The sequence below is a fragment of the Mesorhizobium sp. J8 genome (assembly GCF_016591715.1).
GTDB lineage: Bacteria > Pseudomonadota > Alphaproteobacteria > Rhizobiales > Rhizobiaceae > Mesorhizobium.
Genome location: NZ_AP024109.1, coordinates 4,003,714 through 4,017,433, shown reverse-complemented (window position 1 = coordinate 4,017,433; position 13,720 = coordinate 4,003,714). Strand labels below are relative to the sequence as shown.

The 13,720-nt window shown below is 65.6% G+C and carries 12 protein-coding genes and 1 tRNA gene; 8 read left to right on the top strand and 5 right to left on the bottom strand.

All coding sequences use genetic code 11. From position 1 onward, the window contains the following. Positions 1-41 precede the first annotated feature (41 nt). Complete coding sequence (locus MJ8_RS19340) at positions 42-722, bottom strand: hypothetical protein (protein ID WP_201410388.1); 681 nt, start codon at positions 720-722, stop codon at positions 42-44. Between the two features lie 213 nt (positions 723-935). Here MJ8_RS19340 and MJ8_RS19335 point away from each other — a divergent pair, with 213 nt between their 5' ends. From MJ8_RS19335 to MJ8_RS19325, 3 genes are all read left to right on the top strand, one after another. Beyond that, positions 936-1,661: a response regulator gene (locus MJ8_RS19335; protein ID WP_201410387.1), complete on the top strand. Its 726-nt coding sequence runs from the start codon at positions 936-938 to the stop codon at positions 1,659-1,661. After that, on the top strand, positions 1,658-2,902 hold the full coding sequence (locus MJ8_RS19330) for an ATP-binding protein (RefSeq protein WP_201410386.1): 1,245 nt from the start codon (positions 1,658-1,660) through the stop codon (positions 2,900-2,902). The genes MJ8_RS19335 and MJ8_RS19330 overlap by 4 nt, the downstream gene beginning before the upstream one ends. 133 nt (positions 2,903-3,035) lie before the next feature. Then, positions 3,036-3,329, top strand: coding sequence for a hypothetical protein (locus MJ8_RS19325; RefSeq protein WP_201410385.1), 294 nt, complete (start codon positions 3,036-3,038; stop codon positions 3,327-3,329). Positions 3,330-3,431: 102 nt separating this feature from the next. On the opposite strand, the gene MJ8_RS19320 is transcribed toward MJ8_RS19325, so the two are convergent. The 4 genes from MJ8_RS19320 to phaC all read right to left on the bottom strand — a co-directional run bounded on the left by MJ8_RS19320 (position 3,432) and on the right by phaC (position 7,385). After that, positions 3,432-3,677, bottom strand: a complete 246-nt coding sequence (locus tag MJ8_RS19320) for a hypothetical protein (protein WP_201410384.1) — start codon at positions 3,675-3,677, stop codon at positions 3,432-3,434. A gap of 138 nt (positions 3,678-3,815) precedes the next feature. Further along, a tRNA-Glu gene (locus MJ8_RS19315) sits at positions 3,816-3,890 on the bottom strand. Positions 3,891-4,035: 145 nt separating this feature from the next. Then, positions 4,036-5,223: a YcbK family protein gene (locus tag MJ8_RS19310; RefSeq protein ID WP_225248319.1), complete on the bottom strand. Its 1,188-nt coding sequence runs from the start codon at positions 5,221-5,223 to the stop codon at positions 4,036-4,038. Between the two features lie 326 nt (positions 5,224-5,549). Beyond that, positions 5,550-7,385 carry a class I poly(R)-hydroxyalkanoic acid synthase gene (gene phaC / locus MJ8_RS19305; protein ID WP_201410382.1) on the bottom strand — a complete coding sequence of 612 codons (1,836 nt, stop codon included), beginning with the start codon at positions 7,383-7,385 and terminating at the stop codon, positions 5,550-5,552. 151 nt (positions 7,386-7,536) lie between these two features. Here phaC and MJ8_RS19300 point away from each other — a divergent pair, with 151 nt between their 5' ends. The 5 genes from MJ8_RS19300 to recJ all read left to right on the top strand — a co-directional run bounded on the left by MJ8_RS19300 (position 7,537) and on the right by recJ (position 13,605). Continuing rightward, a complete protein-coding gene (locus MJ8_RS19300) occupies positions 7,537-7,893 on the top strand; it encodes a hypothetical protein (RefSeq protein ID WP_225247961.1) in 357 nt (118 codons plus the stop codon). A 48-nt stretch (positions 7,894-7,941) separates the two neighbouring features. Continuing rightward, positions 7,942-9,159 carry an LL-diaminopimelate aminotransferase gene (locus MJ8_RS19295; RefSeq protein WP_201410380.1) on the top strand — a complete coding sequence of 406 codons (1,218 nt, stop codon included), beginning with the start codon at positions 7,942-7,944 and terminating at the stop codon, positions 9,157-9,159. A gap of 41 nt (positions 9,160-9,200) precedes the next feature. Continuing rightward, positions 9,201-10,514, top strand: a complete 1,314-nt coding sequence (locus MJ8_RS19290) for a homoserine dehydrogenase (protein ID WP_201410379.1) — start codon at positions 9,201-9,203, stop codon at positions 10,512-10,514. Positions 10,515-10,699: 185 nt separating this feature from the next. Next, positions 10,700-11,683: a class II fructose-bisphosphatase gene (gene glpX, locus MJ8_RS19285; protein ID WP_201410378.1), complete on the top strand. Its 984-nt coding sequence runs from the start codon at positions 10,700-10,702 to the stop codon at positions 11,681-11,683. A gap of 137 nt (positions 11,684-11,820) precedes the next feature. Further along, positions 11,821-13,605: a single-stranded-DNA-specific exonuclease RecJ gene (recJ, locus tag MJ8_RS19280; protein WP_201410377.1), complete on the top strand. Its 1,785-nt coding sequence runs from the start codon at positions 11,821-11,823 to the stop codon at positions 13,603-13,605. Positions 13,606-13,720: the final 115 nt, after the last annotated feature.

The following is a 13,720-nucleotide window of genomic DNA, read 5'->3' as shown; positions in this document are numbered from 1 at the left end:
CCTTGAACGGGTGGGTCAGGGGGGCCGGCCGGCGCGGCCGGTCAGAGTTGCTCGCCACTCCGGGGTAGGGGTGGAGGGAGCTGCCCGCCGTGATCAGGCAGACCTCCGGGGCCGGCTGCGTCCGGCGGACCACCCCATGGACCGGGGGGCGGGCCGTGCGGCCGATCCGCCGAAGCGAGTATCTCGAGCTGCTCGGGCGTCAGCTTGGCCCGCAGCACGGTGATGGCGTCCTTGAGCTTGGCGGCCGAGGCAGCGCGCCTGGTCACCTCGTCGGCCAGCTTTTCCTGGAAGGCGAAGGGGTCGCGCTTGGCCTGATCCGGCTTGCCGCCGGCGGCATCGTCCGGACCGCGGCCGGCCTGGCCGAAATCCGGCCGCGGCGGCGGCGCCAGCACAGCCTGCAGCGCGCTGGTGTAGTCGCGCCACGCGTCGAGCTGCTCCGAGCGGATGCCGATCCGGGTTTCGAGCGCGGCGAGCCGGGCGGCAAGGAATTCCGGCGGCGGACCCATGCGGCGCGGACCGAAGTCCTCGGGGCCGTGCCGCATCGTCCAACGCTGGCCGTGCCACGGCATCGGGCCGGGGCCGGAGTCGGCACCCGCGCCGTCCTGCCGCCCGATTGCCGGCGGTTCGTCCCCGGGGGCTGCGCCGGGCTCTGGCTGCGCGGCGAGCACGGGGTGGATAGCCGCGACCGAGAAGAGGCCAAGCGCCAGAAGTCTGCTTCGCATGACATGATCCTTTCCTGCATGCTTCGGATGCCGGGAGGATAGGAAGCCTCTTTTGCCGCATTGCTTCGGCGCATTGCCGAAGGTTTCCGGAAAAAGGAGATTTGTTTCCGAATGTTTCCAGCGGCTTCGCGGAAACGTTCCGTTGCAATTTTTCCATGCCGCCTGGCGGCGTCGCTCCCTATAATCGCCAACAAACAGGCAAGCGGGCTAAGAATGCAGGCACAATCCCACATCCTTGTCGTCGACGACGACCGCGAGATCAGGACGCTGCTCGGGCGCTATCTCGACGGGCAGGGTTTTCGCGTGTCGGTGGCGGCCGACCGGCGCGAATGCGAGCAGAAGCTCGGCTCGGGCCAGTTCGACCTCATCGTGCTCGACGTCATGCTGCCGGACGGCTCCGGCCTCGACATCTGCCGGAGCCTGCGGGACCGCAAGCCGCACATCCCCGTCATCCTGCTGACGGCGCTGAAGGAGGATGTCGACCGCATCATCGGGCTGGAGCTCGGCGCCGACGACTATCTCGGCAAGCCGTTCAATCCGCGCGAGCTTTCGGCCCGTATCCGGGCGGTGCTCAGGCGTTCGGCGCCGGACGAAGCCGCGCCGCCCAAGGTTCGCGTCTATCACTTCGCCGGTTACCGGCTGGAGCCCGACACGCGTAAGGTGACGAATGCCGACGGCGCGCCGATCGACCTTACCGGCGCCGAGTTCGATCTGCTGCAGGTCTTTCTCGATCGGCCGGGGCGGCTTTTGTCGCGCGACCAGTTGCTTGACCTGACTCAAGGGCGCGAGCGCGACCCGCTGGAGCGCTCCGTCGACGTGCTGGTGAGCCGGCTGCGCAAGAAGTTTGCCGAAGCGGGCGAGGCGTCGCTGTTCAAGACGGTGCGCAATGGCGGCTATCAGCTGACCGCGCGCGTCGAGACGACGGAGACCGGGGCATGACCTCGCTGCGCCGGCGGCTGATTGTCCTTCTGGTCGTGTCGATCCTCGGCGTCGTCGGGCTCGCCACCTTCGTCGCGGTCAAGGTGCTCGGCGGGCCGTCGCCGGAACTGGTCATGGGGCCGCTCGCCCGCCAGATCCAGTACATGGTGCAACTGGTTCCCGGCCATGCGCCGAATTCTAGCGATGCACCCGTCATCGTGAAGGATCGCCCGGCTGACGGCTTCGAGGACCGCAAGCACACAAAGGTGCTCAACGAGATCCTGCGCCACAACGGGCTGAATGTTTCAGCCGTGGTCAGCCGCAATGCCGGCAGGCCGGGAATGGTTGCTTCCGTGGAGCTGCCCGATCATCGCTGGATGGTCGTCGACGTGCCTGATTTCGGCCCGCCGCGCGACGTCTGGTACGGGCTGGCGGGCTGGATGGTGCTGATCGTGCTCGGCGCGACCCCGGTGTCGATCTACTTCACCGGCGTGCTGGTTCGGCCGCTAGAAATGCTCGAAGCCGCCGTCAGCAAGATCGGATCGGACGGGGTGCTGGCGACCTTGCCGGAAAAGGGCTCAGCCGAGGTGAGGGCGACCGCCCATGCGCTCAACGAGCTCTCGGCAAGGCTGAGGGCGGCGATGGAAAGCCGCATGCGGCTGGTGGCCGCCGCCGGCCACGATCTCAGGACGCCGATGACCAGGATGCGGCTCCGTGCCGAGTTCCTCGAGGAGGATCGCGAGAAATGGCTGAGCGATCTCGACGAGCTCGATCGTATCGCCGACAGCGCCATCCGCCTGGTGCGCGAGGAGGTCAACCAGGACGCGGTCGAGCCGGTGGAGCTGGACAGGCTGGTCCGCGATATCGAGGTCGAGATGGTCTTGCTCGGCTATGCGGTGACGATCGACCATCTCGATCATCTTTCGGTCAAGGCCGGCGCGCTTGGCTTGCGCCGGGCGCTGCGCAACCTGATCGTCAACGCCGCCACGCATGGCAAGAGCTGCGCCGTCGCGCTTGCGGGGCGGGGCAGCCAGGCGGTCCTCACCATCGCCGACCGCGGCCCCGGCATCCCGCCGGATCTCTTGAACAAGGCCTTCGAGCCGTTCTTCCGGGTCGATCCGGCGCGCACGCAATTCATTCCGGGCGCGGGGCTGGGGCTGGCGATCGCGAAGGAGATCATCGAACGCTATGGCGGGACGATCACGCTGGAGAACCGGACAGCGGGAGGGTTGCTGCAGACGGTGGTGTTCGCAACGGCCTGACGTCGGGCAATTCAGGCTTTTGGCGAGGCGGTTCACCTGCTTTTCAAGTCTTTGCTCGCTGCATCGTGACCGCGCAGCCGTTGCGGAGCGGCGTCGCCAAGTGCGAATTTACGATGCTTTGCGAGGATGCACCATGCCCATAGGCAAGATTGCGTTTTGCGTGGCAGCGATAATCGCTGCCGCCACAAATTTCGCCAATGCTCGGCCCGACACACGCAAGATGACCTGCGCGCAGACCCAGGCGCTGATCCAGAGCCGGCACGCGGTGGTGCTGACCACGGGGGCGAACACGTATGAACGCTATGTCCGCCAATTCGGCAATGAGTGCGATGCTCCCTACGTGCCGATGGTCGACTATGTCCCGACCAGTGATGGTCGCTGCATGGTCTATCGTTGCGAAGAGCCGGCGCCGATGGTTCCGGATTGATCGGAGGCCGCCGTTTCTCTCTGCTGGGTGGCCGCTGCCTTTGCTAATCGTCAACGCGCTGGCTTGAGCAACGGCATGCCGTTCGCCACAGCGCGCCGCCTCTCACTTGACCTTCTTGATCTCCGGGCCGGTCGGCTGGTCGGTCGCCGGGGCCGGCGTGCAATCCTGTCCTTTGCACTCCAGGGCAGGATCGTCCTTCGGCGGCAGGCAATTCTGCCCTTGGCAGTGAACGGGCGGCTGCGCCGCTTCGCCGTTCGGCTGGGCAGGCTGATCCTCGGCGAAGCCGGGCCGCAGCCCGGCCAGGCCGGTCATTGCTGCGCACAAGAGAACTGTCCGAAGCAGGTTCATCCGCGCCTCCTTGGCGAGGGGAACTCTACACCGTCTGATCGTTGCCACCATGCGTCACCCAATAACGCCGTTAATGACGCGTTTCGGCTCGGGGACGACGGGGGGGCCGGACTAGCCACTGTTCAAGGGAGACAAGTCTGGTACGCCCAAGGGGAATCGAACCCCTGTTACCGCCGTGAAAGGGCGGTGTCCTAACCGCTAGACGATGGGCGCGCTCAGACGAAGCGGCTTATAATTGCGTTGTTGGCAACCGGCAACCCATCCGCAGCCAGATGCGACAACTTTTTTCACGGCGCGGTGAAACACGTGACTTCCGGCGCGAAACCGTGTTGCGGATGCGGCCGAAGGGCAGACGGGTTCAGCCGTCCTCGCCACCGCCGCTGCGGCGACGGCAGCGCCAGTTCCAGTCGCGCTCGGGGCCGACGTCGACATGGACGGATTCGGTGTGGCAGTAGGTGCCGACGCCGCCGCGGCCCGGCATCGTGCGGACATAGTTGGCCAGCTCCCACTTCGACACGCCGGGCACCTGGATATCGGCGGCGGCGCAGTACATGTGCAGCGAGTTCTTGGCGCCGTTGGCGCGGCGGTTGCGCGAGGGATCGCGGTAGCCGGAGGTGACGATCATCTTGCGGCCGAAATGGCCCTCGATCGTCTTCAGCACCCGCACCAGCGATGGTTTCAGGCAGGCGACGTCGACGCTTTCGTTTTGCCTCAAAAGGCCGTTGGGCGCGAGCCTGGCCATACCGGCGGCCGAGGCCACCTGGTAGGAGCCGCCGCCCTCGTCCTCGTTGAGGTCGACGTCGCTCTCGTCGTCGATGCCGGACTTGCGCTTGATCTCGAACAGCGCGGTCTGGCGTACGCCGGGAAGGGCATCGGCGCCGGTGATGTGATAGCTCGGGTCGTCGAGCGAGGCGAGTTGCACCGGTTTCGCGGCCGGCGTCGCCGAGGCCAGCTCGACTATGGGCTTGGCAGGGGCTGGCGGCTTGGCGGGAGCCGGCGCGGCGGTCGCGGTCTTGGCCTGCGCCGCTATCTGGTCGCCGGAACGCGCATTGTTGATCAGGGGGGCGGGTGCTGCCGAGGCCGGCGTGGTGCTGAACAGCGAGGCGAACAGGCTCTTCTTCGGGGCGGCGATCTGCGGCTGCGCCGGCTCGCTCGCGGTTACATAGACGCCGTTGCTCATGGCCTGCGTGGTTGCCTGCGCCTTCGAGGCAATGGCGGCGGCATCGCCGGCGGCGACCTGCTGGGCGACGGTTTGCGTCTGTTCCGCCGTCTGCGCCTGCTGAACCAGCGGTTGCGGCGTGCTGCCGGCAATCGCATTGGCGCCCGCCGGCACGGCTACGGCCGGGAAGGCTGCTTGCGGCCGTGTCTCCGGCACATAGGCGACCTTCTCGGGCAAGGGCGTATCGCCCTCGCTCATCACGGTCGATCCGGCTTCGGGGGCTGCCGATGCCTGCAGCGACGAATCGGCCGCGGTCGCGGTCTTGGCGCCGGATGTCGCGCTCAATTCGGTGGCGGTTGAATTATAGGCAGGCGAAACGACCGACATCGTCGGGTCGCCGGTCGAGGTGCAGGAGGCCAGAAGCACGGAGAAAAGCGCTGCCGCGATGCTGCGGCTTTCCCCTCGTGCGAGACGCCAACCTGCTGATTTCAAAATAAATTCCCCCTCAGTATCCGGTCGGTTCGCCATCGCCGCGCCACTCCAGCACCGCGCCGCGATAACCCTCCTGTTCCCAACCGGAAACGGGATATGTGTCGAATCTGCAAGCCTCGGAATTATTCTGCGTCGGAAGGTGATTTGAGGCCGCCGAACGATTGACGCCACCATTTCGCCCTGTTTTGGCGGCCCGTCAACTCACCAGACATTACAGTCCGTTACACACGCACCTTGACATAGGTGCCCGGCGCATCTCCCAAGATTTTCATATGCTTGCCGGGTTTGCGGGCAGGCACGCGGATGTTGTCCTGGTTCTCGATCCAGTGCTGCCAATGCGTCCACCAGGAGCCTTGATGCTCGTGCGCGGCCGCAAGCCACGCGTTGAAGTCGCCCACCGGCTTGCCGCCGGTCCAGTACTGGTACTTCTTGGCGGCAGGCGGGTTGACGACGCCGGCGATATGGCCGGAACCCGCCATCACATATTCGACGTCACCGCCGAAAAACCGCGATCCCAGGAACACCGAAAGCGCCGGCGCAATGTGGTCCTCTTTCGTGGCGAGGTTGTAGACGGGGATCGTGACGTCGGCCAGTGACACCGTGCGGCCGGCAAGCTCCATCGCGCCGCGCGAGAGATTGTTCTCGAGATAGCAGTTGCGCAGGTAGAAGGAATGGTTGGCGGCCGCCATGCGCGTGGAATCGGAATTCCAGTAGAGCAGGTCGAAGGGCAGGGGTTCCTTGCCGCGCATGTAGTTGTTGATGACATAGGGCCAGATCAGGTCGCCCGAGCGCAGCATGTTGAAGGCGGTCGCCATCTTGGTGCCTTCGAGATAGCCCTTCTCGCTCATCGAGCGCTCCACGGCGGCGACCTGGTCCTCGTCGACGAAGACCTTGAGGTCGCCGGCATAGGTGAAGTCGACCTGGGTGGTGAAGAAGGTGGCCGATCTGATGCGATGGTCGCCTTCCTGTGCCAGCAGCGCCAGCGCCGCAGCCAGGAGTGTGCCGCCGACGCAATAGCCGATCGCGTTGACCTCCTTTTCGCCGGTCGCCTTCTCCACCATGTCGAGGCCGTATTGCAGGCCTTCGCGGATATAGGCCTCCCAGCCCTTGGCGCCGTGGCGCTCGTCCGGATTGATCCAGGAGATGACGAAGACCGTGTGGCCCTGCTCGACTGCCCAGCGGATGAAGGATTTCTGCGGGTTGAGGTCGAGGATGTAGAATTTGTTGATCCATGGCGGGCAGATCAGCAACGGCCGCTTCAGCACGGTTTCCGTCACCGGGTCATACTGGATGATCTCGGCGACATCGCTGCGGCCGATGACCTTGCCGGGCGTTGTGGCTATGTTCTTGCCGATTTCGAAGGGCGTGTAGTCGGCCTGGCGCAGCTTCAGATCGCCACGGCCGGCGGCGATGTCCTCGGCCAGCATCTTCATTCCGCGCACCAGGTTCTCGCCGTTCGAGGCGACCGTTTCGCGGAACAGCTCCGGATTGGTCAGGATGAAGTTCGACGGCGCGATCGCGTTCGACACCTGCTTGACGTAGAAGCTCGCCTTGTGGCGGGTGTGCTCGTCCAGGCCCTCGGCATGCTCGACGAGCTCGCTCGCCCAGCGCGAGGTGACGAGATAGGCCTGCTTCAGGAAGTCGAAGAAGGCGTTGCGGCCCCATTCCGGATCCTGGAAGCGCTTGTCGCCGCGCTCGGGCTGAACCGCGTCCTGCGGCGCCTCGGCGTTGGGGTTGACCTTCTGGATGGCGTTCGCCCAGACCGTCATATAGCCGGCGAAGAGCCGCGTCTGCGCTTCGAGCGCGCGTTGCGGGTCGCCAAGCCAGTACTCTGAGAGCTTGGAGAACGTCTTGACCATGTCGACGACGGGTTCGGCGACATGATCGCGCACCTCACCCTTTTCGCGCGGTTCGGTCCAGGCGGATGCCGCCTTGCCGGCCTGCTCGATCATGCGGGCCATGTTCAGGGCAAAACGCTCGGGATCCTTCACCAGATATTGCTCGATGGCCGAAGGTCCGCCATTTTCCGCTTTGTCCGAATCGGGAGCTTTGGACATGGTTCGCGGGGTTCCTCCCGGGGCGTTTTCTTGACATATTACCATGGGACATCTGACCGGGTCCAATTCGCTGTAACCCGGCTGCCAGGAAAACAATATGACGATTAATGTTGGCGGGACTTTTTTTCTCGGGCCGGGTTCGATTTGCCGAATGGCCGCCCTGGCAGGGCTGGTTGGCGTGCTGTTGCCCGCCGGCGGCTGCACGAGCACCAGCCCGAACAACGCCGCGGCGCCGACGGCCCTGACCGAAGGCCCGAGAGACACCGGGTCCTATCCCAACCTCAATGTTCCGCCGCAGGTGGCGGCCAAGCAGTTCACCAAGGAGGAGACCGCGGCGAACCTCGCCCAGCTGAAGGCCGAGCAGCAGGCGCAGCTCGCCAAGGGCGGCAGCGTCGAGGCGCCGACGAATTCCGCGGCGCTGAAGACGCTTGCCAAGACGCATGGCGACGACACGCTGAAGCAGATCGAGGGCAAATGCGACCCGACCCTCGACCCTAACTGCAATTAGGTTTATATCGCGCGCCGAAAGCGCCCCCATCGATCGTCTGGAACTGAAATGGAAGAATTTCACAAGGTTCGCCGGCTTCCGCCTTACGTGTTCGAACAGGTCAACCGGCTGAAGGCCAGCGCCCGTTCGCGCGGTGCCGACATCATCGACCTTGGAATGGGCAATCCGGACCTGCCGACGCCGAAAGCCATTGTCGACAAATTGTGCGAAGTGGTGCGCGATCCGCGCACGCATCGCTATTCGTCCTCGCGCGGCATTCCGGGCCTGAGGCGGGCGCAAGCCAATTACTATGCCCGCCGCTTCGGCGTGAAGCTCAACCCCGACACGCAAGTTGTGGCCACGCTCGGCTCCAAGGAGGGCTTCGCCAACATGGCGCAGGCGATCACCGCGCCCGGCGACGTCATCCTTTGCCCGAACCCGACCTATCCGATCCACGCCTTCGGCTTCATCATGTCGGGCGGCGTCATCCGCTCGCTGCAGGTCGAGCCCGATGACGGCTTCATTCCGGCGGTCGAGCGCGGCATCCGACACTCGATCCCGAAGCCGCTGGCGCTGATCCTCAATTATCCGTCTAACCCGACGGCGCTGGTCGCCTCGCTCGATTTCTACAAGGACGTGGTCGCCTTCGCGAAGAAGAACGACATCATCATCCTGTCGGATCTTGCCTATTCGGAGATCTATTTCGACGGCAACCCGCCGCCCTCGGTGCTGCAGGTTCCAGGCGCGATCGACGTCTGCGTCGAGTTCACCTCGATGTCGAAGACCTTTTCGATGCCCGGCTGGCGCATGGGCTTCGCGGTCGGCAACGAGCGGCTGATTTCGGCGCTGACGCGGGTGAAGTCCTATCTCGATTACGGCGCCTTCACGCCGATCCAGGTGGCGGCGGCGCATGCGCTGAACGGCGACGGCGCCGACATCGAGGAGGTGCGCGAGGTCTACCACAAGCGGCGCGACGTGATGGTCGATTCCTTCAGCCGCGCCGGCTGGACCATTCCCGCGCCCGCCGCCTCGATGTTCGCCTGGGCGCCCATCCCCGAGCAGTTCCGCCAGCTCGGCTCGTTGGAATTCTCCAAGCTGCTCATCGAGCATGCGGATGTCGCGGTGGCGCCGGGCATCGGCTTCGGCGAGCATGGCGACGACTATGTGCGCGTTGCCCTGGTCGAGAACGAGCACCGCATCCGCCAGGCGGCGCGCAACATCAAGAAATTCCTCGCGACCACCGCCAAGCAGCCCAACAATGTGGTGCCGCTCGCCGCCCGTCGCTGAATTAGCCGGACATTTGTTGAATTTGAGGGGCGTCGCCGGACATGGCTGAAGCGTTGCGTGTTGGAATTGCCGGCCTTGGCACGGTCGGCGCCTCGGTGGCGCGCGTGCTGCGCGACAAGGCGGGCGAGCTCACCCGCCAGTGCGGCCGCGACATCGTCGTGACGGCCGTTTCTGCGCGCGACCCGAAGCGCGACCGCGGCGTCGATCTCAGCGCCGCGAAGTGGTTCGACGATCCGGTCAAGCTCGCCGAAAAGGCGGACATCGATGTCTTCGTCGAGTTGATCGGCGGCGACGAGGGACCGGCGCGGCTCTCGGTGAAGGCTGCGCTCGAGGCCGGGCGCCACGTCGTCACCGCCAACAAGGCGCTGCTTGCCAAGCATGGCGTGGCGCTTGCCGAGATCGCCGAGAAGAAGGGCGTGCTGCTCAACTACGAGGCGGCGGTGGCCGGCGGCATCCCGGTTATCAAGACTATGCGCGAGGCGATGGCCGGCAACGCCGTGACGCGTGTCTTCGGCATCCTCAACGGCACCTGCAACTACATCCTGACCCGGATGGAGGCCGAGGGCATTTCCTTCGACGCGTGCCTGAAGGACGCGCAGCGGCTGGGCTATGCCGAGGCAGATCCGACTTTCGACATCGAAGGTCACGACACGGCGCATAAATTGTCGATCCTGACCAGCCTTGCGTTTGGGACGAAGATCGCCGCCAACGACATCTATATGGAAGGCATCTCCAACATCACCCAGGCCGATATCCGCGCCGCGGCCGATCTTGGGTACCGTATCAAGCTGCTCGGCGTTGCCCAGCGCACCGACAGCGGCATCGAGCAGCGCGTGCACCCGACCATGGTGCCGACGGCTTCGGTCATCGCGCAGGTGCATGGCGTGACCAACGCGGTGGCGATCGAGACCGATATCCTGGGCGAGCTCCTGCTTTCCGGTCCCGGCGCCGGTGGCAACGCCACGGCGTCGGCGGTGATCGGCGACATCGCCGATATCGCCAAAAGCCGACCCGGCTTCCAGCACGCTCCGGTGTTCGGCTGGCCGGCGAAGGAGCTGAAACCCTATAAGAAGGCGCGGATGCGCAGCCATGCCGGCGGCTATTTCATCCGGCTGACCGTGCATGACCGCACCGGCGTCTTCGCGGCCATCGCCAAGCGTATGGCCGACAACGACATCTCGCTGGAATCGATCGTCCAGCAGGCGGCCAGCGCGGAAGCCCAAGCGCAGAAGACGGTGATCCTCGTCACGCACGAGACCACGGAAGCCGCGGTGCGGAAAGCCGTCGAAGGCATCACCAAGGATGGCCATCTGACTGACAAGCCGCAGGTGATCCGCATCGAGCGGGCGGAATAAGCTAGGTTCGATTTCGTCTTCAATCGATTGATTTTGCTGTCATTTCGAAAAATGACGGGCCAAGTCTTGCCGTTGTCATGGAGCTTTGCCAGAAGAAGCCCGCCTCTGGCGGGAGGCGGAGCAATTCCGGCGCTCAACCGTTCTGGGATTGCTCGACGCAAACAGACAACGAGGAATGCCCATCCATGAACATCGCCCAGAACATCGCCGCTGGTCTCGACCGGATTCTTACGATGGAAGTCGTGCGCGTGACCGAGCGGGCCGCCGTTGCGGCCGCCAGGCTGCGCGGACGCGGCGACGAGAAGGCCGCCGATCAGGTGGCGGTCGATGCCATGCGCCAGGAACTCAATCGCCTCGCCATCAAGGGCACGGTGGTGATCGGCGAGGGCGAGCGCGACGAGGCGCCGATGCTCTATATCGGCGAGGAGGTCGGCACCGGCAAAGGCCCGGCCGTCGACATCGCGCTCGATCCGCTCGAGGGCACGACGATCTGCGCCAAGAACCTGCCCAACGCGCTTGCCGTCATCGCGATTGCGGAAAAGGGCAGCCTGCTCTTCGCGCCCGACGTCTACATGGACAAGATCGCCATCGGCCCCGGCTATGCTGAGGGCTTGATCGATATCGACGCCTCGCCGGCGGAGAACCTCGCCAATCTGGCCAAGGCCAAGGGCGTGGCGGTTTCCGACATCACCGCATGCATCCTCGATCGGCCGCGTCACGCCAAGCTGATCGACGCCGTGCGCGCCACGGGCGCCGCGATCCGGCTGATCGGCGACGGCGATGTCGCGGGCGTCATCCACACCACCGATCCGGACGAGACCGGCATCGATATCTATCTCGGCACCGGCGGCGCTCCCGAGGGCGTGCTGGCGGCGGCTGCGCTGCGCTGCACCGGGGGGCAGATGCAGGGCCGGCTGATCCTCGACACGCCGGAAAAGCTGGCGCGCGCCGAGAAGATGGGCATTTCCGATCCGAAGCGGGTCTACCGCGCGCAGGACATGGCGCGCGGCGACGTGCTGTTCGCGGCGACCGGCGTCACCGACGGCAATCTGCTCGACGGCGTCAAGTTCGGCCGCACCTTCATCACTACCCACACCATCGTGCTGCGCTCGTCCTCGCGAACGGTGCGCGAGATCAAGGCGCGCCACCAGGACTTGGACAAGTTCTGATCTTCCTGCTTGAGCGTCACCGCGGCAATCCTGGGAAAACCTTCCACACTTTTCCCCGGATTGCTTGCCCGCGCCGAATTGCCCTCGGCGTCGCATGTTGATATCTGCGCAGCAATGATGTGCAGACGGCGCGTCGCATGACGGGCGAGAAACGGTTCTTCCTCGATGTCAGGCAGTCGGCGACGGGTGTTTCCTGGGAACACCGGCTGACCGAGCGACAGGACATGGCCGCCTTGGCCATCGCGCAGGGCCACGGCGTGCCGGACATTGTGGCGCGGGTACTCGCCGGGCGCGGCGTCAGCGTCGAACAGACCGGGCGCTTTCTCGATCCGACCATCCGCGAGCTTCTGCCGAATCCCGCATCGTTGACCGACATGGAGAAAGCGGCGGCGCGGCTGGCGGACGCGATCGTCGCGCGTGAGAAGGTGGCGATCTTCGGCGACTATGACGTCGACGGCGCCGCCTCATCGGCGCTCCTGAAACGCTTCCTCACGCATTTTTCCGTGCCGTCCGAAATCTATATCCCGGACCGCATCTTCGAAGGCTATGGGCCCAATCCGGAGGCGATGCGGGAGCTGATCTCGCGCGGCGCAAAGCTGATCGTCACCGTCGATTGCGGCACCAACAGCGCGGCCTCGATCGAGGCCGCGAGGGAAGCGGGCGCCGACGTCGTGGTGCTCGACCATCACCAGGTCGGCGGCCCGCTGCCGCCGGCGGCGGCCGTGGTCAATCCCAATCGCGAGGACGACCTGTCGGGGCAGGGACATCTTTGCGCCGCCGGCGTCGTTTTCCTGTGTCTTGTCCAGACGGCCAAGGTGCTGCGCGAAAGGCTGCCGAACGCCGCGCCGGTCGACCTGCTTTCGCTGCTCGACCTCGTCGCCCTGGCGACGGTCTGCGACGTGGTCCCGCTCACGGGCGTCAACCGCGCCTTCGTCGTCAAGGGACTGCAGGTGTTGCGCCAGCAGAAGAATGAGGGGCTGGCGGCGCTGGCGCGGGTCTCGCGCATCGGCGAGCCGATCAACACCTTCCATCTCTCCTTCCTGATCGGGCCGCGCATCAATGCCGGCGGCCGCATCGGCGATGCCGCGCTCGGCAGCCGGCTCTTGGCCACCGACGATCCCGTCGAGGCGGCAAGCATCGCTGAGACGCTCGACCGGCTGAATCAGGAACGGCAGCAGATGGAGCAGGAGATGCTGGCGCAGGCGCGCGCCGAGGCCGATGCGGAGCTTGCCGGCGGCAACGGTCCCGCCGTCATCGTCACGGCCAGCAACAGCTGGCATCCGGGCATCGTCGGGCTGATCGCCTCGCGGCTCAAGGATTACGCGCGCCGGCCGGCCTTCGCCATCGCCTTCAATTCGACCGGCATCGGCACGGGCTCCGGCCGTTCGGTGACCGGCTTCGATCTCGGCCGGCTGGTGCGCGAGGCAGCCGCCGCCGGGCTGATCGTCAAGGGCGGCGGCCACGCGATGGCCGCCGGCATCACCGTCGAGCGCGCCAGGCTCGGCGAGCTGCGCGCCTTCTTCGAGGAGCGGGCCGCAGCGGACGTGTTCCGGCTGCAGAACGAGGAAAGCCTGGCGATCGATGGCGCCCTGGCCGCCGAGGGCGCCACGATCGCGCTGCTCGACGCGCTCGAGAAAGCCGGCCCGTTCGGCGCCGGGCATATCGCGCCGGTGTTCGTGCTGCCGCGGCATCGGCTGGCCGACGCGCGCGCGATCGGCACCAACCACATCCGGGTGGACCTGCAGTCGCAAAGCGGCGGCAACATCCAAGCCATAGCGTTCCGCGCCGTCGATACCGCTCTCGGCGAATTCTTGTTCAAGAACCGGGGCAGAACCGTGCACGTCGCAGGTTCGCTGTCGGGCAATTACTGGAACGGCAACCGCACAGTGCAGTTTCGCATCAGCGATGCGGCCCTGGCTTGAGGTGTGCTGATATTCAGGTGATGCCGGCCTGCAAATGGCGGCTTCCTGCGCTTCCGGTGCTCACGTACTTTAAGTACGCTCCGCTCCGGTTCTCGGAAGCCACCATTTTCGACTC

Bases quoted from the DNA above. Each gene is read 5' to 3' on its own strand.
- MJ8_RS19340 (WP_201410388.1), bottom strand. From the start codon at position 722: ATGCGAAGCAGACTTCTGGCGCTTGGCCTCTTCTCGGTCGCGGCTATC.
- MJ8_RS19335 (WP_201410387.1), top strand. From the start codon at position 936: ATGCAGGCACAATCCCACATCCTTGTCGTCGACGACGACCGCGAGATC.
- MJ8_RS19330 (WP_201410386.1), top strand. From the start codon at position 1,658: ATGACCTCGCTGCGCCGGCGGCTGATTGTCCTTCTGGTCGTGTCGATC.
- MJ8_RS19325 (WP_201410385.1), top strand. From the start codon at position 3,036: ATGCCCATAGGCAAGATTGCGTTTTGCGTGGCAGCGATAATCGCTGCC.
- MJ8_RS19320 (WP_201410384.1), bottom strand. From the start codon at position 3,677: ATGAACCTGCTTCGGACAGTTCTCTTGTGCGCAGCAATGACCGGCCTG.
- MJ8_RS19310 (WP_225248319.1), bottom strand. From the start codon at position 5,223: ATGTCGGTCGTTTCGCCTGCCTATAATTCAACCGCCACCGAATTGAGC.
- phaC (WP_201410382.1), bottom strand. From the start codon at position 7,385: ATGTCCAAAGCTCCCGATTCGGACAAAGCGGAAAATGGCGGACCTTCG.
- MJ8_RS19300 (WP_225247961.1), top strand. From the start codon at position 7,537: ATGGCCGCCCTGGCAGGGCTGGTTGGCGTGCTGTTGCCCGCCGGCGGC.
- MJ8_RS19295 (WP_201410380.1), top strand. From the start codon at position 7,942: ATGGAAGAATTTCACAAGGTTCGCCGGCTTCCGCCTTACGTGTTCGAA.
- MJ8_RS19290 (WP_201410379.1), top strand. From the start codon at position 9,201: ATGGCTGAAGCGTTGCGTGTTGGAATTGCCGGCCTTGGCACGGTCGGC.
- glpX (WP_201410378.1), top strand. From the start codon at position 10,700: ATGAACATCGCCCAGAACATCGCCGCTGGTCTCGACCGGATTCTTACG.
- recJ (WP_201410377.1), top strand. From the start codon at position 11,821: ATGACGGGCGAGAAACGGTTCTTCCTCGATGTCAGGCAGTCGGCGACG.